Annotated in this window: 22 protein-coding genes; 12 read left to right on the forward strand and 10 right to left on the reverse strand. The window is 39.4% G+C overall.

What is annotated here, in order from left to right; translation table 11 throughout:
- Nucleotides 1–9: 9 nt before the first annotated feature.
- Complete coding sequence (locus RB214_RS15240; protein ID WP_033020494.1) at nt 10–2,244, reverse strand: ABC transporter permease subunit; 2,235 nt, start codon at nt 2,242–2,244, stop codon at nt 10–12.
- Nucleotides 2,245–2,625: 381 nt separating this feature from the next.
- Between RB214_RS15240 and RB214_RS15245 the strand changes: the two genes are divergently transcribed.
- On the forward strand, nt 2,626–3,132 hold the full coding sequence (locus tag RB214_RS15245; protein ID WP_002957843.1) for a glycine cleavage system protein R: 507 nt from the start codon (nt 2,626–2,628) through the stop codon (nt 3,130–3,132).
- A 137-nt stretch (nt 3,133–3,269) separates the two neighbouring features.
- Here RB214_RS15245 and RB214_RS15250 read toward each other — a convergent pair whose 3' ends face one another.
- The 7 genes from RB214_RS15250 to RB214_RS15280 all read right to left on the reverse strand — a co-directional run bounded on the left by RB214_RS15250 (nt 3,270) and on the right by RB214_RS15280 (nt 12,434).
- Nucleotides 3,270–3,725 carry a hypothetical protein gene (locus RB214_RS15250; RefSeq protein WP_002957844.1) on the reverse strand — a complete coding sequence of 152 codons (456 nt, stop codon included), beginning with the start codon at nt 3,723–3,725 and terminating at the stop codon, nt 3,270–3,272.
- Between the two features lie 200 nt (nt 3,726–3,925).
- Nucleotides 3,926–7,045: an efflux RND transporter permease subunit gene (locus tag RB214_RS15255; protein WP_309167725.1), complete on the reverse strand. Its 3,120-nt coding sequence runs from the start codon at nt 7,043–7,045 to the stop codon at nt 3,926–3,928.
- A gap of 8 nt (nt 7,046–7,053) precedes the next feature.
- Nucleotides 7,054–8,616 (reverse strand): efflux RND transporter periplasmic adaptor subunit, encoded by a 1,563-nt coding sequence (locus RB214_RS15260; protein WP_309167726.1) that lies wholly within the window; start codon nt 8,614–8,616, stop codon nt 7,054–7,056.
- Nucleotides 8,606–9,982, reverse strand: coding sequence for a TolC family protein (locus RB214_RS15265; RefSeq protein ID WP_309167727.1), 1,377 nt, complete (start codon nt 9,980–9,982; stop codon nt 8,606–8,608). Before RB214_RS15265 ends, RB214_RS15260 begins: the two co-directional genes overlap by 11 nt.
- Before the next feature lie 112 nt (nt 9,983–10,094).
- Nucleotides 10,095–10,457 (reverse strand): hypothetical protein, encoded by a 363-nt coding sequence (locus RB214_RS15270; protein WP_225913250.1) that lies wholly within the window; start codon nt 10,455–10,457, stop codon nt 10,095–10,097.
- 94 nt (nt 10,458–10,551) lie between these two features.
- The gene (locus RB214_RS15275; protein ID WP_007586454.1) at nt 10,552–11,166 is read right to left on the reverse strand and encodes a paraquat-inducible protein A; all 615 of its coding nucleotides are present in this window, start codon (nt 11,164–11,166) and stop codon (nt 10,552–10,554) included.
- 2 nt (nt 11,167–11,168) lie between these two features.
- Nucleotides 11,169–12,434 (reverse strand): HDOD domain-containing protein, encoded by a 1,266-nt coding sequence (locus RB214_RS15280; RefSeq protein ID WP_309167728.1) that lies wholly within the window; start codon nt 12,432–12,434, stop codon nt 11,169–11,171.
- A gap of 149 nt (nt 12,435–12,583) precedes the next feature.
- On the opposite strand from RB214_RS15280, the gene RB214_RS15285 reads away from it, so the two are divergent.
- The 3 genes from RB214_RS15285 to RB214_RS15295 all read left to right on the forward strand — a co-directional run bounded on the left by RB214_RS15285 (nt 12,584) and on the right by RB214_RS15295 (nt 14,918).
- A complete protein-coding gene (locus RB214_RS15285; protein WP_024595823.1) occupies nt 12,584–13,333 on the forward strand; it encodes an ABC transporter substrate-binding protein in 750 nt (249 codons plus the stop codon).
- A 78-nt stretch (nt 13,334–13,411) separates the two neighbouring features.
- Nucleotides 13,412–13,978 carry a PhnA domain-containing protein gene (locus tag RB214_RS15290; protein ID WP_309167729.1) on the forward strand — a complete coding sequence of 189 codons (567 nt, stop codon included), beginning with the start codon at nt 13,412–13,414 and terminating at the stop codon, nt 13,976–13,978.
- Between the two features lie 121 nt (nt 13,979–14,099).
- Nucleotides 14,100–14,918, forward strand: a complete 819-nt coding sequence (locus RB214_RS15295; RefSeq protein WP_138489730.1) for an META domain-containing protein — start codon at nt 14,100–14,102, stop codon at nt 14,916–14,918.
- A 107-nt stretch (nt 14,919–15,025) separates the two neighbouring features.
- Here the strand turns inward: RB214_RS15295 and RB214_RS15300 are convergent, their stop codons facing one another.
- The gene (locus RB214_RS15300; RefSeq protein ID WP_182671457.1) at nt 15,026–15,865 is read right to left on the reverse strand and encodes a 23S rRNA (adenine(2030)-N(6))-methyltransferase RlmJ; all 840 of its coding nucleotides are present in this window, start codon (nt 15,863–15,865) and stop codon (nt 15,026–15,028) included.
- A 238-nt stretch (nt 15,866–16,103) separates the two neighbouring features.
- On the opposite strand from RB214_RS15300, the gene zapB reads away from it, so the two are divergent.
- The 8 genes from zapB to RB214_RS15340 all read left to right on the forward strand — a co-directional run bounded on the left by zapB (nt 16,104) and on the right by RB214_RS15340 (nt 21,812).
- Complete coding sequence (gene zapB / locus RB214_RS15305; protein WP_002957855.1) at nt 16,104–16,334, forward strand: cell division protein ZapB; 231 nt, start codon at nt 16,104–16,106, stop codon at nt 16,332–16,334.
- Complete coding sequence (locus RB214_RS15310) at nt 16,334–16,639, forward strand: cell division protein ZapA (RefSeq protein WP_002957856.1); 306 nt, start codon at nt 16,334–16,336, stop codon at nt 16,637–16,639. Before zapB ends, RB214_RS15310 begins: the two co-directional genes overlap by 1 nt.
- A 63-nt stretch (nt 16,640–16,702) precedes the next feature.
- Complete coding sequence (locus RB214_RS15315) at nt 16,703–17,725, forward strand: MBL fold metallo-hydrolase (RefSeq protein ID WP_309167730.1); 1,023 nt, start codon at nt 16,703–16,705, stop codon at nt 17,723–17,725.
- A gap of 55 nt (nt 17,726–17,780) precedes the next feature.
- Nucleotides 17,781–19,250: a LysM peptidoglycan-binding domain-containing protein gene (locus RB214_RS15320; RefSeq protein WP_309167731.1), complete on the forward strand. Its 1,470-nt coding sequence runs from the start codon at nt 17,781–17,783 to the stop codon at nt 19,248–19,250.
- A gap of 66 nt (nt 19,251–19,316) precedes the next feature.
- Nucleotides 19,317–19,805 (forward strand): peptidylprolyl isomerase, encoded by a 489-nt coding sequence (locus RB214_RS15325; protein ID WP_002957860.1) that lies wholly within the window; start codon nt 19,317–19,319, stop codon nt 19,803–19,805.
- Nucleotides 19,806–19,826: 21 nt separating this feature from the next.
- Nucleotides 19,827–20,555 carry an SDR family NAD(P)-dependent oxidoreductase gene (locus RB214_RS15330; RefSeq protein WP_024595817.1) on the forward strand — a complete coding sequence of 243 codons (729 nt, stop codon included), beginning with the start codon at nt 19,827–19,829 and terminating at the stop codon, nt 20,553–20,555.
- On the forward strand, nt 20,552–21,391 hold the full coding sequence (locus RB214_RS15335; protein WP_309167732.1) for an amidohydrolase family protein: 840 nt from the start codon (nt 20,552–20,554) through the stop codon (nt 21,389–21,391). The genes RB214_RS15330 and RB214_RS15335 overlap by 4 nt, the downstream gene beginning before the upstream one ends.
- 49 nt (nt 21,392–21,440) lie before the next feature.
- Nucleotides 21,441–21,812 carry a hypothetical protein gene (locus RB214_RS15340; protein WP_309167733.1) on the forward strand — a complete coding sequence of 124 codons (372 nt, stop codon included), beginning with the start codon at nt 21,441–21,443 and terminating at the stop codon, nt 21,810–21,812.
- Nucleotides 21,813–21,903: 91 nt separating this feature from the next.
- On the opposite strand, the gene RB214_RS15345 is transcribed toward RB214_RS15340, so the two are convergent.
- Nucleotides 21,904–23,079 (reverse strand): mandelate racemase/muconate lactonizing enzyme family protein, encoded by a 1,176-nt coding sequence (locus RB214_RS15345; RefSeq protein WP_007375956.1) that lies wholly within the window; start codon nt 23,077–23,079, stop codon nt 21,904–21,906.
- Between the last annotated feature and the right edge of the window lie 26 nt (nt 23,080–23,105).

Below are 23,105 nucleotides of genomic sequence, written 5' to 3' on the forward strand. Positions count from 1 at the left end.
TCTCTCCGCTTACATTGAGCTATATTTTTCACGCAGTTGCTGGCGAACAAATTCAGCGACTGTGTTAAAAATGAATGTGAATATGAATAGTACAAAGGCCGCTAAGAACAATATTCTGTAATGCGAACTACCTACTTCTGACTCAGGCATTTCAACTGCAATATTTGCTGCAAGCGTACGCATACCTTGGAAGATGCTCCAATCCATAATAGGTGTATTACCCGTTGCCATAAGTACAATCATGGTTTCGCCAACGGCGCGGCCAAGTCCCATCATTACCGCAGAGAAAATACCAGGGCTTGCTGTTAGTAATACAACACGTATTAGTGTTTGCCACTGTGTTGCACCTAATGCTAATGAGCCATTTGATAAATGCTTTGGAACACTAAATACGGCGTCTTCTGCAATTGAGAATATAGTTGGAATAACTGCAAACCCCATCGCAATACCTACAACCAGCGAGTTACGTTGATCGAATGTCATACCTAGCTCATTTGTTAAGTACTGACGTACATTGCCGTCAAACATCCAAAGCTCAACAAATTCACTCATCGCAAACGAAAACCAGCCAATAAGTAAAACGACCGGAATAAGGATAATTGAATGAGATCCTTCAGGAATTCGATGACGAATTTTGGTTGGTAATTTAGTCCAAGCTAAACCTGTCGCTAACATACCTAAAGGTAATAATATGAGTAACCCAACAATTGCAGGTAAGTGCTCTTCTATCAATGGAGCTAACCAAAGACCGGCTAAAAAACCTAAAATAACGGTGGGTAATGCTTCCATTATTTCAACAGTAGGCTTAACTACCTTACGTAATTTACTCGACATAAAGTATGCCGTGTAAATTGCCGCCGAAAGCGCAATAGGCACTGCAAATAACATCGCGTAAAGGGCTGCTTTTAATGTACCAAACGAAATTGGAACTAATGAAAACTTAGATTCAAAGTCATCACTGGCTGATGTTGACTGCCATATATAACCTGGCTCTGGGTAACCTTCGTACCATACTTCTTGCCAAAGCGCTGACCAAGTAACTTCTGGATGCTCGTTATGTATTTCTAATACTGTTAGTTTGTTATCCGCTAAAATTAATGCAGCATTTGAACGTGGTGAAATTGCAAAGTTTTGTATTGCGCCTTCACTTACTTTACCTTGCCATAATTTTGCTTCGCTTGTTGTGTAGTACACCCCAAGCTCACCGTTACTGCTGGTCGTAAAAAAAGTACGACGGTAGAACTCTGTAAATACATTTAATTTACTTTGCTTAGTCGTTTCAAATGAACGTATTTTTTGATATTCGCGGCCAGTGTCAGTGTTAACTTCAAACCACTGCGAAACTTCGCCGTTATCATTTGCAAGCATTAATGAGTTTGCACCTGCTAGTAATTGTGCAGATACAATATTGGCATTTTCTTCGTTAGCTGAAAGTAGCTGAATTTGCTCTACATCACTTGGGTCACGTGTATCGTATACATAAACTTGATTAGCAGAACGTACAAAAGTACGGGTTGTATCTGGCGACATTAATAGCTCATCTACACGCCCTTCAACATCTAGCTCTGTGCGCTCAACAACCCACTCAACTTCGCCAGTAAACATATTCTCTTCAGCAACAAAACTGCTAAACAGCACCCGTTTGTCTTCTGTAAGTGCGACAACGGCTGTTCTGTCTTCATAGTGGCTAAATGCAAAGCGTTTAATAGCTGCGCCTTGTTCATCTACTTCCAGAGCCATTTCCCCAAGAGGAAAGTCTAAACGAGGCGTTAATTTACGCTCGTTATTAGGAAAGGTGACCAAAAATTTAGGTGCTACGACCATTACAGTGCCATCTTTTAAACCAAACGCATAATGCCCTTGAAAAGGCGCGCTAGTTGCAAAGCTTGTTGCATCACTTGGTAGCTCGGCGTTTAATGTTTTAAGCTTTTTACCAAAGCTGCCATCTTGCACACTGTAAAAATCAACCTGCCCTTGCTGACTTAATAAATAAGCAACTTCAGTTTGCTCTTCTACACCTAGGCCTGCTATTTGCTGCGAATTAGCAACCTGAAAGCTATCGCGTTTTTCTACTTTTGCTGATTCAAAAATTGGCTGTACTACATAAAGAAGGTAAAAGAATATTAATAGCAGTGCTACCAATACCATTATCCCACCTGCGGTTATACCAAATTTGGCAAACCGATCTTTAAATAGACGGCTTCGATCCGTATTAAAAGTCGGTTTATTCGGATTTGAAGTCATCAAAACACCCTTAAATCTTAACGTTGTATAAATTATATTTCATCAAGATGACAGTAATGTTACAGCAGTAATAATAAGCACGTTAAAACGGTTTTAAATAAAACTAGCGAAGAAAATCGCTAAATAAGTCTCATATAGATGATTTTTAAGTGAACTAAATTATAAAATAATTGGACAAAGCATTTATCGAGGTCAATACTAAAAGAGTACTTACTAAATAAGAATGACTATTAATACCACGTATAGTCAACACAACCATATTCATTTTTATTGTTTTAAAATCAACGATTTATAAAAAGTGCAACAACACACAATTTAGATTAGACAATACACTTAATGCCTATGCATTTACTTTCTTTGGGCTTAAAAAGAGAATTATTTATGAAGCAGTTGGTTATAACTATTCTAGGGCAAGATCGCCCTGGTTTAGTAGAGAGTATCTCATCCGTCGTGTTACAAAATCATGGCAACTGGCTAAGCAGTAACTTAAGCCATTTATTAGGTCATTTTGCAGGTATTATTCAACTTGAAGTTGCTGAGGAACACTTTCAATCATTACAAAGCGCTTTAAATAAGTTACCTAAGTTAGACGTTCGAATTGAAACCGGAAACACAGAAATTGAACCATCAACATTAGAACAAATCAATCTGGTTATTACAGGTAACGATCGCCCAGGTATTGTTCAAGAGTTGGCGAGTGTAATACGCCACAAAGGCGCTAACATTACTCATTTAAATTCAAGGCAGCAAAGTGCGCCTAATTGGGGGGTGCCTATTTTTAGCGCTGTTGCTACCGTTACTTTACCCAATGGTATGAATAAAGATGAAGTCATTGAAGCATTGGAATCAATAACAAGTGATTTAATTGTAGATACAGAAGAAGTTTGACATCCCTATGTGCGTGCCACACTGTTGACACGCATATTATTTTAGCCAGTTTATCAAAGCCCTCTGCGGGTTATTTAACGCAGACATAAAATAAGCCGATGCAAGCATCGGCTATTTTAAATGGTTATCTTATAAAGCTACATATCCATATGACGATTCGTACTTTGCATCATTTGCTTTATACCTTGCTTTTCCAGCTCTAGTATTTGTTGCAGCTTTTCTTGGCCACTTTGAGTTTCAGCGCGCTCAAGTAAGTATTCGTATAATTCAATTACCTTTTGATGCTGCTCTGATAAATAAGCTTGAATAACTTTCTCATCAAATTGCTGGTCTTTACTAATGTCTTCGAAAGTAATTAGCTCAGGATTTTTAGCAAAGTATTCATAACAGTACGTATCGAGCGTATTTATTTCGGTTATCGCTTTAAACCCGACTAAATCTTCAGCGAGTTTTTTTTCGTAATTTAGGTAGTAGTCCACCAGCATTGCATTATGTTCATCGAGTAAATCCTTTACGCTATGAAAATTAGCCGCCATTTGCGTATGAAACAAAACGGTCCAATCGTATACCTCTTTAATTGTTTTAACTTGCATGTGCATTCCTTACTTAGTTGACTGTATAGGTACTACATTGCGTAAAGCGTGCCAATTAAAAAACCATTTAAAAACAGAAGGTTAATTTTAAAATGAATATTAATTAGCAATTTAATAGAATAACTTACAAATTATAGGTAATTTTTATAGAGCAATGCGTGGGTAGTAACCGCACTGCTCTGTCGTCTTGTTGCTTTATATTATTTAAGTCCTTGTTTGCGCCACAGTAGGTAAACCGCAGGAATAACAAGTAAGGTGAGTACAATAGCACTGCCCATACCGCCAACCATAGGCGCAGCTATTCGACTCATGACTTCGCTTCCGGTGCCCGTGCCATAAAGTACAGGTAATAAACCGATAATAATGGTCGCAACAGTCATCATAACCGGGCGTACTCGAAGCCCTGCACCTTCAATAATAGCTTGCTGTAATTGCACTAAACTAAGTGGCTTACCAGTCTGCTCTGCTTCGATGCATTTTTCTTGATAGGCCTGGTTTAAATACACCAACATAATGACCCCAATTTCTACCGCTACCCCAGCTAAGGCAATAAAGCCTACACCTACTGCAACTGAAAAGTTAAAGCCCTCTAAATACATTAGCCATACGCCACCAATCATTGCCAGTGGCAACGTAGCCATAATAATAGTGACCTCAGCAAAGCTTCTAAAATTAAGGTAAAGCAACACAATAATTATTGCTAATGTGAGTGGTAATACATAAGTCAGTTTGTCTTTAGCGCGCTGCATGTATTCATATTGCCCAGCCCACGTAATTGAGTAGCCAGCTGGTAGTATTAGGTCTTTATCGAGCACTTGCTGAGCGTGCTCAACGTAAGTACCAATATCAACGCCATCTATATCAATAAAACTCCAACCGTTTAAACGTGCATTTTCGCTTTTTATACCAGGCGGTCCATCTTCAATAAATACATCGGCTACATCACCAAGTGCTATACGCTGCCCTGTAGGCGTTACAATAGGTAACAACATTAGCTCTTCTGGCGAGTCTCTGTATGCTTGCGGGTAACGTAAATTAACTGGGTAGCGCTCTTGCCCTTCTACGGTTTGAGTTACGTTTGTACCACCTATTGCAGTAGATACAACTTGCTGTATGTCGCTAATATTTAAGCTATAACGCGCCGCTTTTTCTCGGTTTATATCTACTTTTATATAACGCCCACCCGCTACTCGCTCTGAATAAACCGATGCGGTGCCTTGCACATCTTTTAAAAGCACTTCTATTTGTTGACCAATTTTTTGAATTTCACTCAACTTTGGTCCCGCAACTTTAATGCCCACGGGAGTTTTAATACCGGTTGCGAGCATATCAATACGTGTTTTAATTGGCATTACCCACGCATTCGTCAACCCCGGAAACTTAACCAAACCGTCGAGTTCTTTTTTAAGTTTTTCAAGGGTCATACCATCGCGCCATTCATCTTTTGGTTTTAACTGAATAAACGTCTCTATCATTGTAAGCGGCGCAGGATCTGTTGCAGTTTCTGCTCGCCCAACTTTACCAAATACTGTTTTAACCTCGGGTACTGTGGCAATTAGCTTGTCGGTTTGCTGTAGTATTTCGCGCGCTTTACCTACCGATAAACCAGGATACGTTGTGGGCATATACATTAAGTCGCCCTCATCAAGTGGCGGAATAAATTCACTGCCTATTTTGTTTACCGGGTAAAAGCCAATAACAGAAACAACCACCGCGAGTACCAATGTCATTTTTGGAAATTTAAGCACCCAGTTAAGTAGTGGGCGATACGCTGCGACGAGTAATCGGTTAACTGGATTTTTTTGCTCCGAAATAACTTTACCTCTAATAAAGTAACCCATTAATACCGGCACCAAGGTAATCGCAAGCCCAGCAGACGCTGCCATAGCATAGGTTTTAGTGTAAGCCAGTGGCGCAAACATACGTCCTTCTTGCGCTTCTAAAATAAATACCGGCATAAAGCTGACGGTAATAATTAATAAACTAAAAAATAATGCAGGACCCACTTCACTCGCCGATTTAGCCACAACTTCCCAGCGGTTTTCGTTGGTAAGGGGCGTTTTTTCCATATGTTTGTGCATATTTTCAATCATGACGATAGCGCCGTCGGTCATTGCACCTATCGCTATTGCAATTCCTCCTAAAGACATAATGTTGGCGTTAATCCCCTGCCAATACATAATTATAAATGCCGTTAAAATCCCAAGCGGTAACGTAATAATCGCCACCAATGATGAGCGCACATGAAACAAAAACACCACACACACCAAAGCAACTACAATCAGCTCTTCAATTAGCTTACTTGTTAGATTATCTACCGCGTTATTAATTAAGTTGGAGCGATCGTACACAGGGATTATTTCAACGCCCTCTGGTAATCCCTTTTTAAGTGATTCTAATTTTGCTTTTACCAGCTCAATAGTTTTTTGTGCATTTTCGCCATAGCGCATAATAACAATGCCGCCGGTTACTTCGCCTTCGCCATTAAGCTCTGCAATACCACGGCGCATTTGCGGCCCGACTCTAATATCGGCTACATCACGCAATTGCAGCGCAGTACCATTAGCGTTTACACCAAGCGGAATAGCTTCTAGGTCGGCAACACTTTTAATGTAGCCTGTGCTTGTTACCATGTATTCAGCTTCAGCCATTTCAACTACCGAGGCGCCCATCTCTTGGTTGCCTTGTTGAATCGCCGTTTGAATAAGGCTAAGCGGGATACCATATGCACGTAATTTATCAGGCTCTACATTGACTTGGTATTGCTTAACCATGCCACCAACAGCAGCCACTTCAGATACACCGGGCACAGTTTGTAGCTCAAACTTTAAAAACCAATCTTGTAAGCTTCGTAGCTGACTAATATCGTGTTTATTTGTTTTATCAATTAGTGCGTATAAGTAAATCCAACCTACGCCTGTTGCATCAGGGCCAAGCTCTGGCGTAGCGCTATCGGGCAATCGGTTTGCTGCTTGGCTTAGGTATTCTTGTACTCGGCTACGCGCCCAATACAAATCAGTTTTTTCGTCAAAAATAACGTAAACGTACGAGTCACCAAAAAACGAAAAACCCCTTACAGTTTGTGCACCCGGCACAGAAAGCATTGCAGTGGTGAGCGGAAATGTAACTTGGTCTTGCACTACTTGCGGCGCTTGCCCCGGGTAAGTAGTTTTTATAATGACCTGAACATCAGATAAGTCAGGTAAGGCATCCACGGGCGTATTTTTTAGTGCAAACAATCCTCCACCCAGTAAAATTAATGTAAGCAACAACACAAAAAAGCGATTGCCAACAGACCAGCGAATAATGGCAGTTATCATAATGGCTCCTAGTGAGAACTATGTTGCATAGGTTGCATAGTAGAATGATCAATCAGCTCTGCGTTTTGCGCTTTAGTAATTACAAATTCATCATTAATAATGCTAAAAGTAAAATTAATATGCTGGGCATTTTCAAACTTGGTAATATCAATATCTGGCGCTAATACAAAGTCCATTGTGGCGGGTTCTCGATTCCATTTTTCAATGGCTTCTCGACTAATATTTATAATGCGATTTTGTGTATCTATGGCATTAATAGTGCCGTTAACCGTGGCGCTTTGTGGCTGCATATCCATGTTCATATTAGAGTCTGAACCAGAATCCGAGCTCATACCTGAGCTAATACCAGAACTAGGCATTTCCATTCGCTTAAAGTCAGAGCTTTTACTCGATTCAGAGTCTATTAAAAATTGCGCTGAAGTCACTACCGTGTCACCTGTCATTACACCTGACAAAATCACCGCTTCATTACTATTAATTTGCCCAACGTCGACTTCTACCGATTTAAAACGACCCTCACCTAATGCAATAACTACACGGTTTTGATGCTGCGTGCGAATTACCGCTTCTTTAGAGACTGTAAATTGCGCCTTACTCGCTTTAGCGTGAATGCTCACTTGTGCAAACATATTTGGTTTTAACCGATGATCTGCATTTTCAAACCTAAGCCTTACACGCAGAGTCCGGTTTTTAGCATCAAGCGCGGGGTAAATGTAATCAACCTTACCTTCCCACTTTTGACCTTTTAAGTAATCAAGTGTCATTGTAACGGGCAACCCAACACTCACTTGTTCTGATTGGCGCTCGAACACTTCCGCCTCTACCCAAATTTCATCAAGCTGGGCAATACTCATCATTGATGTGCCTGGTTTAACGTAAAAGCCTTCTCGTACTGTTAGCTCATCTACCACACCACTTTGCTTTGCGTAAAAAGTAATATTTTGCATTATCTTTTTATTTTTTTGTAAGCGCTCGATAAATCCATCAGACACATTTAACGACTCTAAACGCGCCTTTGCAGCCCGAATTAACACGGTATTATTACGATTAACCGCCAATAAAAGCTCTTCCTGTGCGTTCACCAATTGTGGTGAATACAATGTATATAAAGGCTCACCGGCTTTAACTTCTGCGCCTTGTGCTTTAACATATAAACTTTCAATCCAGCCTTCTACACGCGGATGAATGTGAATAAGTTGGTCTTGGTTATATTGCACATAACCCACAGTATTTATATCGCTGTGAAGTGTTTTAAGCTCTACTTTGGCAGTTCTTACACCAAAGTTATTAACTACTGCAGGCGAAATAGTTACAGCACCAGGTCCATCCTGAGCGTTGCTAGCGTTTTCATACACAGGTACTAAATCCATTCCCATTGGCGAAAGCCCTGGCGTGTCACGCCTGTAATTACTATCCATAGGGGCTACCCAATATAAGGGCTGTTTGTCTGCGCTTTGTTGTTCATTCATTGCCGAGTTGCTAGGTAAAAACTGCATTACTAAGCCGCCTATTAACCCAAAGGCGCCTGCGCCAACTAAGGCGGCAACAAGTAACTTTAAATTAGTATTCATTGTGTAATTCTCCAGTTTGCTCGCTCATTACTTGGGGGTCTAAGCTACTTGCATAATAATTAAGGCGGGCGGTAATAATATGTTGATCTACTTGAATATTCAGTGCATCAATTTTGGCGTTAAGTTCACTAATGCGCGCGCGCATCACGTCAGAAAAATCCCCGTCGTCGCGTGTATAAGCATTTAGTGTTGCCTGAGATTGCTCTGACATTTGCGGTAATAACGTATTTTGATAAAGCGCATCGCGTTTTTGCAAACGAGCGAGTTGGCTAAACTCCTTAAAGTACATGCCTTTGAGTTTTTGAAGCGCCACCAGCTTTTGTGTTTTAGTAGCTTCTGCACTCGCAATAGCCGATTTAACCTGTTGATCTTGTCTGTTATCAGTAAACAATGGCAAATCAATACTAAACCCTACAGAGAGTAAATCAGCTCGCGACTCACCCATCGGGGTATCATCCCGGTAACCATAACCCACATTAACGCCCATCTGAGGTTTGTAGCTTTGCTTAGCGAGTGCAACTTCGGTTTGCTTTGCCGTTACGGTTTTATCTATCGCAATAATTGCGGGATGCGTCATAAGCAACTGTATTAGCTCATCAAATTCAAGGCTCGCAAAATCAACCAGCCCTGCGGTTTTAGTAAACTCAGTATTTAAAGGCTGCATAAGCATATTCATAGGTAACCACTGTGCTAAACGGTTTTTAGCACTTTCAAATTGCTGCTCAAGCATAACCAGCTTATCTTCAAGACGGGTGAGTTCTAATTGCGCACGAATAATATCTTGCTGACGTGTTTTACCTAAGGTGCTTGCGTAGCTTGCTTCGGTAATGTCAATAAGTTGAGTAAATAGCCCTTTATCTAGCTCAATTAAAGCAATACTTCGCTGAGCACGATACGCGTTTAACCACGACTCAATCACAATTGCTTTTACTTGTGCTAAGCGATCGGCGCGCTGCGAAGGGTATTGTTGAGCAGACTGTGCTAATGCCTTTTGTTTAAGTGCTAAACTATTCCCTCGGCTAAACTTTTGGCTCAAATCAACTTTAAGCTGCGTCATCCCTTCTTGATCAAACGCATAACCGTTAGTAGGTAAGTTGAGTAAGCCAACCGTTAAAACAGGATCGGGTAAGGTGCCAGCGGCAATGCTTTGCGCTATTGCTGCATCTTCTTGGTAGCCACTCGCTTTTAGCCATGGCTCATGCGTTAGCGCATAATTAAGCGCTTGCGTTAAGCTAAGCGTTTGCTCATTACTAGTTTGCTTTAGTGTTTCGGTATTTAGGTTATTTTGATTGTTTTGCGCATTAACGGCTGTGCTAAATAACACAACACTACATAATACGACTTTAATACTTACAGCGTGGTTCATCACCTGCTCCATCTAAAAATAAAAGAAAATCTTAAATTAGGAAGCAAAAAAGGTGTTTAGGAGTTACCAATAAACGGGGTTACCGCAATTTTTACATACACCTATCCTGCTATTAAGCAGACATAGGAGGGCGGTAGAGTGAACGAGGTATATTAATTTGTGTAGTAAATACACGTACATTTACTTTTTCAGATTCAAGTAAAGTAACGCTAAATAAAGTATCAACATTAAGCATTGAGTTAGCAGCGCAGCCACTCATAGGGCATTTACAGTCATTTTGTGGCGTACTTTCGTCGTCGCAACAATCCATCTGCATCATATTTTCAGACATGCTAACGACAGCTGTTGCATCACTACTTTGTGTCATTGGCATTTGGGCATGCGTTGCTGTCTTAGTTGGCATATGTGGCATTTCGCATACCATAGCTACAGACGCAACTGCCTGACCCACAAAAGTGAGCAGTAAAGTTATCATGAGTAAACTAGAGTAAAAACGTTGCAACATTATGCCTTTTAATAAACTTTAAAATGATTGTAAGGTAACCTAACGGCAACCACAAATACTTTAATTATGTAGACTGCGGTTTAGCAGGTGTTTTAATTAAGTTACTCGCGATAATTGCAAATATACAATATGCGCTAAAATACCAAAACCCTTCACCAAATTGTGCATTCATAACAAGTAGCTCGCCACTTTTACCATGGGCGTTACCTGCTAAGTAAGTCACTATTAATGCAATAACAAATACATCAACCATGCTCCACTTACTTAATGCACAAATAACCAGACCGAGCTTTTGCTTAAACCCATTCAAAGGTAGGCAACAATAAAGCAACTGTAATAATAGCTTTAAGCTTGGAATAACAATAGAAAACAACCCCACTAAAGCGGCTACAAATAAATTATTATTGCTAGCAAGCTCTTTAACTGTGCCTAAAATACTTTGTGTTTTGTTATAGGCGCTAATCTCACCTTCTAACTTATCAAGCCCTAGCATGTTCGAGAACATCATTAGCATACTGCGAGTTCGACCATCGCCCTCTTCAGCCAGCATTTCAATACCCGCTTGCGCTAGTTTTGATTTATCTATGTTGCCCTCTATTGTTAATACTGGTTTTGTAATACCAGGAAACAATAAACAAAGAGCAACCACTACACTTATAACCGACAACCAATTACGCATATTTATTCTGCTATTGCCTCAATAATGTCGTCACTGTATAAAACAGCATCCAGTAAAAAATTAAATATATGCCCAACATGTTGTTCGGGATTTATTTTAGCTAGTTGAACCATCGCCTTATCAATATTATCTACTTCAAACTCTTTTATTAGCGATAAACACTCACCTAAAGTGCCTTTTTCAAGTAGTAACGCATCAGATATTGCAGCATCTAAAGTAAACTCTTTAACTATGTCTTTTAAATCGCCATCTAAAATGGCATCAAGCACAGAAAACAAACCCACTAGATAGCCTTGCTCAGTCAGTTCTTTATTATTTTGCTCTAAAATAAGCGACATAAATTGTGCCCGAGTTAAAGCAAGCTTAGTTAACTCAGTTGGTTTTTCGACCCCCAACTCACTAATTGCTAATACACGAACAAATTGCCTTATTGTATCTTCACCTAAATAAATAACCGCTTGTGAAATAGAAGTAATAACTAAATTTGCTTTGCCTGAACGCGCGTTAGCCAGCTTTAAAACCCTGGCTGTTATGGCTACATCTCTGGCCACTCGTTGATGAACTTCTTTAAAGCAAAGTGTTTGTTTTGCTGTAAAACGCAATAGATCAAAAACAGTTAACTTTGAAGGCTCTACACCTTTATACGTAATCATTTCTGGGCGAGAAAAAAAGAACCCCTGAAATAAATCACAGCCTGCCAATTTTAATATATTAAATTGTTCATGCGTCTCTATTCGTTCAACAATTATTTTTGCATGTGGATTTGCGCGTTTTATTTTTTTAATGCGCATATTGGTTTTAATAACCGGATCATCTATCTCAATTTTTATGTAATCAACATGTGCTAACAGTGGCTCCCATTTTGGATCGCCATCGTAATCATCAAGTGCAAAAACATAGCCTTCTTTTTTAAGTTCTTGCACACGCTCAGCCACCACAGGAATATTACCCGTGCGCTCCACTATTTCAATAACACTATTTTCTGGCAATAAAAGTTTGGGGAAGTTATCGAGAATAGTTTCTGATGACAAGTTTATAAAAGCTAAATGATGTGCGGTAAGTCTATCTAAACCAACCAACATTAAAGCATTAAAAAATAGGCGGCTTGTCGCATGGACATCAGAAGTGCCTACAGGAAACGCATTATTGGCTGAGTCTCTATAAAGCAATTCGTACGAGAAAACATTCTGGTCTATATCAAAAATAGGTTGCCGCGCAACAAACTGAGTTATTTTTTGTACTTCATCAGGTATGTTATGTAATTTCACTTGGCTCTAAACCTATAAATAAAAGATGGCAAAACAGCCAATAATATGTGTACTTTAATGCAACACGCATAAGATAAATATAGTCGTCATTGCAAAAACGTTAAAATTACACAACACTAATATAAAATATTAATATAAAAGGTAGAGATTTGACTAACTTTATTCGGTTATTAGTACTGAGCCCTCTGCTATTTGTATTTTTTAGCTATGCCAGCATTAACCCTACTCCCCTCAAATATAATGTTAGCGCGTCAGGGAGTCATTATCCATATTATACAAATGATCCAGAAAAGCCTGGCATATTACCCGAAATTATTGAAAAAGTACTCGATGATGCCAATATTGCAGCTTCTCATATCGACCTACCTACAAAGCGTATTACCAAATATTTACAAGATGAAATAATCGATTTTGATGTTATTTCATTAGAATGGCTCTCTAAGAGTGAGAGAAATGACCCTCGTTATGTTTTTTCAGAGCCGCTTATTTATGCCACAGAAATGATTGTTACCTTGCCTAAAAATGCCCAGCATTGGCAAAGCGCTGATAGCTTGAAGGGTAAAAATATAGGAACGGTACTAGGTTACTATTACTTTAATGACAACACCTTTGAGCGTGTTGACTTTCCATCCGAAAAAGAACTTATGACAGCCCTATCAAGAAACCGTGTAGAAGCTGCACTAGTAGGTAAGTTAACTGCGCTCTATTGGGCAAAGCAGTTAGGGATAAACATTGCCTTTGGCGCACAGCATTCCCATGGTTTTTTAAGAATTCGCTTATTGAGCAAACACAAAGAATTATTGCCCCAGATAAACCTAGCAATTAAAAACCTTCACGCTCAAGGATATATAAAAACTATTGAAGATAAGTATATGAGTAATATACCCACACAAAATTAAGGGACTAATGGCGCAGAGCTCGTGTTTTGGAGTACAATAGCAGCAAATGTTAACTCGACCAGAATCAGAAAGAGCCCCATGAGTATTGAAAAAGCCTTAATCGAACGTAGTAATAATCAATGTGAATTGTGTGCAGCCACCGAGAACTTATCTGTTTATGAAGTACCACCGGTAACTGAAACCCACTCAGATAAATGTATTTACACGTGTCAAACATGTAAAGATCAAATCGAGAATAACAGCGAAATAACGCCTACGCATTGGCACTGTTTAAACGATAGCATGTGGAGCCAAACTCCTGCAGTACAAGTTGTAGCTTACAGAATGCTTTCGCGTTTAGCGCCTGATAATGGCTGGGCACAAGATGCGCTAGACATGATTTACCTTGAAGAAGATACGCTGACGTGGGCTAAAAAAGCACTTGCTGAAGATGACGATTTAAAGCATATAGATAGCAACGGTGTAGTACTTCAAGCAGGCGATACTGTTACCCTAATTAAAGACTTAGACGTTAAAGGTAGTAGCCTTACAGCTAAACGCGGAACAGCTGTTCGTAATATTGGCCTAACCAGCAACCCTGAACATATTGAAGGGCGAGTTGACGGCCAGCGCATAGTTATTTTAACTAAGTTTGTTAAAAAATAATCGTTTGTTTTTAATTATTAAAGGCGCTAATGCGCCTTTTTTTATGTTTAAAATAAGTTAAGGAATGATTAAGTCACTAGGTAATACACTAGGGGGATAATATTGAGTAAGGATAACAAACATGGAAAAGCATCAAGCAGTACATTCACGTAAAAAAGCACTTACAGGACTTAGTTTATTAGCACTGAGCGCTTTTGCTATAACCGGTTGTGATCAACAAACAAAGCCGACTGAAAATACAGAGCAAGCAAAATCAATATCGACTCTAACTACCCAAGTTAGCTACAAAGATCGCAGTATGCTTCGCCCCGGTTCACAGTTAATAGTTACGCTTTCGGATGTATCTAAAATGGATGTAAAAGCAGATATAATAACCCAAGAAGTGATTGATATAACCCAAGCCCCACCATTTACTGTAGAGCTAACTTATGATGCCAGTAAAGTTAACGATAAACACCGCTATAGCCTAAGCGCCAGAATCATAAATAAAGACAAAGTACTTTACACAAGTACCACAAATAACGACCCATTTAGAGAATCACAGCTAACTGGCCCTTATAAAATTGAGCTTTCAAAAGTATCCGTTGAAAAGCCAGACGTAACGCTTACAAATACGTACTGGAAAGCAATAACAATCAATGCTCAAACAGTAAATGTTACAACTAAAGAGCCGTTTATTCAGTTCGATAAAGACTACCGTGTTAATGGCTTTTTAGGCTGTAATAATTTTAGCGGAAGTTATAGCACCGAGCAGCACACAATTACACTTAGTCAGTTAGCGAGTACAAAAAAGATGTGTTCGGAGAATATGGACCAAGAGGCAGCTATGTCTAACGTACTTAACAATACTTCAAAGTGGGAAATTACAGGCGAGTCACTAAAACTTAAAAACAACAGCGGTAATACGCTTGCTACTTTTAACGCAGTTTATTTTAATTAATATTTAGCTCCCTAATATATGTGTTACCTAACACATTCGTATTGATTTTAAATAAAATGCCCAGCAAAGCTGGGCATTTTATCATTCATTGTAAGCGCTATTTAAAGCTACTCATCAACGAGTTGTTCACTTCTGTAAAAACCACTTGGCTCACTTAACAAATCAACAAGTTCAGGCATTATTGCATCCATTGTTTGCTTTAGCTTCCATGGAGGGTTAATCACAATCATGCCAGATGCTGTCATGCCGTGTACGTCAGTATCCGCTTCAGTGCCTAATTCAAATAGCTGAATGTTGCGCATTCCTGAATCAATTAAGCCCTGCTCCATATTATCAATGCGTTCTCTATCAACAACCGGATACCAAATCATGTAAGTACCTGTAGCAAAACGCTGATGAGCTTTAACTAAGGTTTTTACAACCGTTTCGTAGTCATCTTTAATTTCGTACGGTGGGTCAATTAATACACACGCTCTGCGAGATGCTGGTGGTAATAAACCAACTAAACCGGTAAAACCATCCTCTCCACGTACACGAATAGAGCGCTTACCTTGCATGTTTTCTTCAAGTAATAATAAATCGCGCGGGTGCAATTCAAAAAACCAGCCCTTATCTTGGCGGCGCAAGTAATGCTCTGCAATTTTTGGTGAACCTGGATAAAATGCAAGTTCGTCAGTGTCGTTAAATGACTTAATTAATTCAATGTACTCATTAAGCTCAGCATGTTCACTTTTATGTTGCCAAAGTTTTTCAATACCATCTTGATACTCTTGCGTTTTTTGCGCATCAGCAGCTGCCAGTTCAAAAAAGCCAGCACCTGAATGCGTGTCTATATAATCAAGCGGTTTATCTTTAATTGTTTGATAATTTAGTACTTGTGCCAGTACTAAATGTTTAAGTACATCGGCAGGATTACCCGCATGAAATGAGTGTCTGTAACTAAGCATTATTTATTTTCGCCATACGCAATTTAATATCGTAAGTGAACCATAAGCACTAGGCTTTGGCAACTTACACCAAGATAAGAGAGTGTTAAAGTGAACCATTTCTGAATGAAAAAGCTCATATGCTGAATTATCCCTTAACACAGAAGAAAAATCAGCTAAAACCACCGTAAATGCTGGCAAATCAACACACTTTGCTTTACATTTGCATGACATTAATTACAGTTATATGAGCGCCTTTATGAACAACACTACTCTTCAACAACTCGAACAACTGATCGATTCTTTAATCGAACGTAATAATCAATTACAAACAGATGTTGCTACTTTAAAAGAACAGAACACTAAACTAAGCGATGAAAACGAATTACTACAGCTTGAAGCTTTAGAAAATGAAGAAAAGCAAAAAGATGCCAGCACTACTTTATCTGGTCTTCTTGATAAATTACAAAGCGCACAACAGGCTAGCTAATGTCTGAGCTGCAAAACCAGCGGGTCACTGTTGAGTTGCTAGGTAAAGAGCAGCAATTTGCTTGCCCCGAAGGGCAGGAAGATGCATTAATAGCAGCAGCTAAAAATCTAAATGACTTAGTTGAGCAAATGAAACAACGCTCAACCGTTAGAAACGATCAAAAAGCCCTACTAATGGCAGCATTAAACTTAAGCCACGAATTGCTAGAAGCAAAAACACAGGCTACAGTTGAACAACAGCATCAAGACCAATTGATTGATAAACTCAGTCAGCATTTGGCAAATGACCCCAAACACCAAAAATAAAAAGCGCATACTGCGCTTTTTGTTTATTATTAAAGTAATTAAACCTCAGCGTAGAGATAATAAATGAAGTTAAAACTTTCAAACATAACCTCTTCATGTAAGCACTTACTATTGGCATGCACTTTATTATCAATAGCACCTAACACCTACGCTGCCGTTACTTGGAATACAATAAACCTTCATGTTCAGTTTTTAAAGCAACAAGACAAGCTTCGCTTTTACGACTCTAACCAAGTATTAATTGAAGGCGAAAAATGTGCCTTACTGGTTGATACGAGTGCCAATTTTGCTGCAGTTGAACAACTTGCTGAAGATTTAAAAAAACGCCTTAAAACACCTTTATGCTATTTGGTTGCCACGCATTACCATGACGATCACTTGCTAGGTATGGCGGTTATGCAAAATTTTTATCCTGATGCCAAGCTCGTTGTTCATCAGCAAGTAAATAAAAATTTTAGCCTTTACCAAACAGCATATACCGACAAACTAGACACCTATGAAAAGAGCATTGAGCTGAGCTACCAACGATTAGCGAATGTACCCAAAGAAGAGCAAGCTAAATGGCGTGATAAGTTAAAGCTTGCAAAAAAGCGACTTTTTCGCTGGCAGGAGTATCAGCTTAGCAAACCCGAAATAGTCATTAATAGTCGTAAAGTTATCGACCTTGGTGGTTTTGAGGTAACGCTTGAGCCGCAGCAAGCCCATACTAACGGTGATTTAACTATTACTACTAATAATGGCAGTGTGCTGATTGGTGGCGATATCGTTGACTGGCTTCCTTACCCTGGACACGGTGAACTTAAAAGTTGGCAAACGTTGCTTAAGCGATATATTAACGATGAAAAGCTCGCTACTATTATACCTGGTCACGGCGGCACATTAACAAAAGAGCAGCTGAAACAGCCACTATCATTTTTAACAGCCATAACAGAGCATGTTAAAAACAATAAAGATCAAAGTATTGAGCAATTAATGCTGTCGTTTCCTGAATCAGTTATTGAGCCTTATAAACAAGAAGCGCTTAATATAAAATCGAGTAACTTTTTTTTACAAGCAGGCCTAAATCGCGTAAAAAGCGCAGAATAACTCAACACAACGGATTGTGTTAAAATAATAAAAGGAATTTACAAAAGTGATCACTATGCGCAGTTTGGTTTTATGTTGTTTGGGTATTTTGTTATTTGGTTGTCAATCAACGGAGCAAGAACCACAAGACGCTCCACAAATATTTACTCATTTTGAGCCTGACTATACTTATGATATTGACGAGGAAGTAGCTCAAACGCCTCAAGTTAATGAGCCAGTTACGTCACTTCAATTCAAAAAAACAATCGTAAAAAAGCGCCCACCAAAAACCACCGATCTGTGGGTGCATATAGCCAATAATCTACACTTTACGATTTATCAAAATCGCGCTTTAAAAAAGCGTATCAGCTGGTATGCAAAGCAACCTAACTACTTACAAACGGTGAGCAAACGCGCAGCGCCTTACCTGTATCACATCGTAAAAAAAATTGAGCAAAAGCAATTACCTATGGAGCTCGCATTACTACCATTTGTAGAAAGCGATTTTAGACCAACAATAGCCTCATCACAGCAAGCTGTTGGTGTTTGGCAGTTAGTTGGCGCAACGGCGCATCACTTTGGTGTTAAATCAGACCAATGGTACGACGGGCGCCAAGACGTACTTGCTTCAACCGATGCTGCACTTGATTACTTAAGTTACTTACATAAACGCTTTGATGGTAATTGGCTACACGCTTTGGCCGCTTATAACAGTGGTGAAGGCCGTGTTAAACGTGCAATCGAAAAAAACAAAAAACGCGGTAAAAGCACCGATTACTGGTCGCTCAGTCTGCCAAAAGAAACTGCTGACTATGTACCCAAATTACTCGCTTTAAGTTATTTAGTTAAACATCCACAAAAGGGCATTAAACGCCCAAAGCTAGCATATAAACCATTTACAACACAGATGAACATAGGCCAGCAGTTCGACTTTTCAGTCATTGCCAAGCTCTCTGGTATAGGTTCAAAGCAGTTACATGCTATTAATCAGGGATATTTAAAAAATCAAAGCTCACCTAACGGGCCGCATACTTTACTGCTGCCTATAGGGCAAGAAGCATTATTAAAAAGTCAGTTCTTCAAATCAAACTTTGCTGGAGAGTACATCGTTAAACAAAACGATACGCTTTACAGTATCGCCAGGCGTTTTAGTATGTCTGTAAAAGCTTTGAAACAACTTAATAATAAAAATAATAATTTAATAGGTGTTGGAGAAAAGTTATTAGTTGGGCAACCTAAAACTCTGCCAAGCACATTAACTGTTGATTACAAAATCAGCCCTTATTTAGAACACCAAGAGATTGCGATTCCCACCATTGAAATAGATTACGAAGTTAAGTCAGGCGATAGCCTTTGGAGTATAAGTCAGCTTTATGATGTACCTCATAGCGACTTGGCAAAATGGAACAAACTCTCTGCATCAAGTATTTTAAAGCCTGGCACTCAATTAGTACTGTTTATACCACAGGCTGAAAAGCAAAAAGCAGCACCAATAAAAAAAGATTTACTGCTAGATTTACAAAAAACACTAAATCAGCCACGTTAAGTTTATAAACACGTATATTTCGCGTAAAATTACGCCCTAACATAGTTATTATTTGAAGAGACAAGCATGCAAATTAGCAAAAATTCAGCAGTTGAATTTCATTACACCCTTAGCGAAGCGGGCGAACAAATTGAAAGTAGCACAAACGAAGCGCCACTTACTTACATTCATGGCAGCGAAGGCATGCTTCCTGGTTTAGAAAAAGCACTTGAAGGTAAAGAAGCCGGCGAAAAATTTAGTGTAACTCTAGAGCCAAGTGAATCGTACGGCGAGCGTGTTGATGATTTAATTCAACGTATTCCGCTTAAGCATCTACAAGGCGACGTTAAAGTATGGAAACCAGGTATGACAGCAATGGTTAGCTCTAACCAAGGCCGTCATCAGGTTACCATTGTTAAGGTTGGTCGTTTTAACGCAGATTGTGATTTAAACCACCCATTTGCGGGCAAAACACTAACGTTTGACGTTGAAGTTGTATCTGTACGTGAAGCGACGAGTGAAGAAGTTTCTCACGGACATGTGCACGCTGAAGGCGGCTGCGGTCACTCTCACTAGTTAGCAATAAAGGAAGTAAGTATGTCTAAAGTTGCAGTAGTTACAGGTGGTACAAAAGGAATTGGTCTAGCCGTTGTAAAGCGTTTGCTAAGTAATGGCTATAAAGTACATAACCTTGATATAGAGCCAAGCGAAACTGGTATATTTCATCAGTGTGATGTAAGTGATGTATCGGCGGTACAAAGCTGCATCAACGCTATCTGTGAACAAAGCAAACGTATTGATGTACTTGTTTCTAATGCTGGAAAACACTTAAGCGCAAATATAGAAAGCACCGACGAGCAAACTCTCGATGCACTTTTTGCGCTTAATGTTAAAGGCGCCTATGCCGCAGTACAAAGCGTGTTGCCAAGCATGAAAGCGCAAAATAGCGGCGCTATTATATTAGTCGCATCCGATCAAGCAATTATAGGTAAGCAAAACTCTTTTGCGTATAACCTAACAAAACATGCCCTTGCCTCAATGGCCAAAACAACGGCGCTTGATTACGCGAGCTTTAATATTAGAGTAAATGCGGTATGCCCTGGCACAATAGAAACCCCGCTATTTCATAACGCGATAGATGCGTACTGCGCAAAAAGTGGCGCAAACAAAGCAGAAATAGTTGCCGAGGAAGCAAGTCTTCAACCGCTTAACCGATTAGGTCAAGCCGATGAGGTTGCTGCCCTTGTGAGCTTTTTAGCAAGTGACGATGCCAGTTTTATTACAGGCAGCCTACAAAGTATTGATGGTGGTTACACTGCCCAATGAGCATGCAAATTATTGACCCTCATGTGCATTTTTTTAATCTTGCCGAGGGGCAATATACTTGGCTACAAGGCGAAAACCCACCAACATGGCCTAACCTAGAAAAAATTAAACAACCAATAAGTGCAGAGCAACTTGTTAAAAGTACTGATTTTGAACTTGCAGGTATTGTGCACATTGAGGCTGGGTTTGATAATCAATCACCTATAAACGAGTTAAACTGGCTAAGCTCGCATTTAAAAAACCTTTCATTTAAGGCTATTAGTTACAACCAAATTGATGCGCCCGCAGAGCAATTTAATCACGCGCTAAATGCATTGGCTCATTCAACCCTTTGTGGTATAAGAGATATAACCGAAAAAGATGATGCAGTGAGGCTAAAAAGCCCTCATTGTATTAATAACCTTAATTTATTGGCTACAAATAAACTGCATTTTGAAGCTCAATTTGATATTGAAAATAGCGAAATAACCAAACAAATAGCTTACTACGCTAAGCAGCTACCGCAGCTTCAAATTATAATTAATCATGCAGGACTGCCAAGTAATTTAAATGATTGGCGACAAGATGTTGAGTTACTTGCTCAGCACGACAACATAGCCATTAAATTCTCTGGTTTTGAATTACTACAACTTACCAGTGAGCAACAAGCAGCGTGTTTTAATATCCTTTTTAATCACTTTGGCCAGCAGCGTATTATGTTTGCAAGCAACTTTCCTGTGTGCCAAATAAATACAAGCTACAACACCCTATGGCACTCCCATAAGGCGTTATGCTCAAACGATAAGACATGGCATAACCTTAGCTATGCAAACGCTAAGCACTACTACCAAGTTTAAGTAAAACTAGTTATATTAAACTCTCTTTTTATAATAATACGGCCAATTTATGAAAATGTACTTTTTACTAATCGTTGTATTTTCTGCGTTTTTTCTCAATGGCTGCATATCTCAAAATCCAGACCCTACACCTAAGCTGCAACATGCTCTACTGTCAAAGCCAAATAAAACAGCCGTTAGCAAAGCAATTAAAACACTTGTACATATACAAGAAACTCAATTAGCTGATAATGTATTTACTACCAGCAGCACAGTAACCCTTAGCAATGTGGATGGTAATAATATTATCGACACGCAAAGTCGCAATACACCCGATCAGTTTGAATTGATGATTAAAGGCAAGCAATGCTATATACGCCACCTTGATAGTAAAGCCACTATTGAGCTTAAAGACGTAGAATGTAAAATTAACGAGTCATAACAAGCTAAAAATTTACCAAACAAGTAAAAGCCGGTAAGTGACTAATCACTTACCGGCTTTTTAATGCATGACCTAAAGTTAGGTTAAAAAGTTACTTTATTTCTACACGTTGAGAACGCATAACAATCTCATCGTTTAATTCAATACCCAACCCAGGCTCTTCTGACACTTCAAAGAAACCATTTTTAGGTTGTGGATCTTGTAAACATAACTCGCGGTTCCACTTTTTGATCGCATAAGTGTGGTGCTCATGAATCAAAAAGTTAGGGATAGCCGTTTCTAAGTGCAGTGATGCTGCAGTTGCAACTGGCCCGCCACATACATGAGCTTGAATTCGCACATCAAAAATATCAGCGTAATCACACACTTTTTTAGTTTCGGTAAAACCACCACATAAACCAATATCAGGTTGCAGAACATCAATACTTTGATCTTCTAAATACGGGCGCACACCCCAGCGATTATACAAACGTTCACCACCAGCAATTGGCACATTAACTTTATCTGCTACTTTTGCATGTAATGAGTGGTTTAGGTAGTTAACTGGCTCTTCAAAGTACATACAGTCAAATTCTTCTGCAATTTCACCCAACTGAATGGCTGTTGTCACGCCTGGTAAACTGTGGCATTCAAAAATAATATCCACTTCGTCGCCTACTGCTTCGCGAATAGCTTGCATGCGTGCACGGTATAACTTCATTTCAGTACGTGAGATTATTTTTGTACGGTCGTAATAAGTATTGCCGTCTTTATCGTACTGAATTGGATCTACTTTTACTGCATCGTAGCCTTCGGCCATCGCCTTTAAAGCCGCTTCTGCATATTCTTGCGGTTGTACTAGCGCTTTAAATTCGCTATCCCAGTCAAACTGTAATTGCGAAGCGTAAGTGCGTAGTTTGTCGTTAACCTTACCGCCTAATAACTGGTATACAGGTAAACCAAGCGCTTTACCTTTTATATCCCAAAGTGCGGTATCAATTGCGCTCATTGCAGCATATACAACAGGTCCGCCGCCTAAACCCCAAAAGCTTTCACGTAACATACGAGACCATAGTTTTTCTGTTTGAAATGGGTCGTGGCCGATTAAAAAGGCGTCGGCCATTTCTTTAATCATAGCCGCTGCAGCACTGTGACCTAAATCGTATGCAAGGCCGGCTTCGCCAACACCACTAATACCTTCGTCAGTATGAATTCGTACAAACACAGGTGTCCAAGAAGGTCTATCAGGACAGTGAATATCAAATACTTCAACGCGATTTACTTTCATTAAAATTCCTTATTAACCGCTATGGG

Source organism: Pseudoalteromonas sp. HL-AS1, assembly GCF_031198785.1.
Classification (GTDB): Bacteria; Pseudomonadota; Gammaproteobacteria; order Enterobacterales; family Alteromonadaceae; genus Pseudoalteromonas; species Pseudoalteromonas distincta.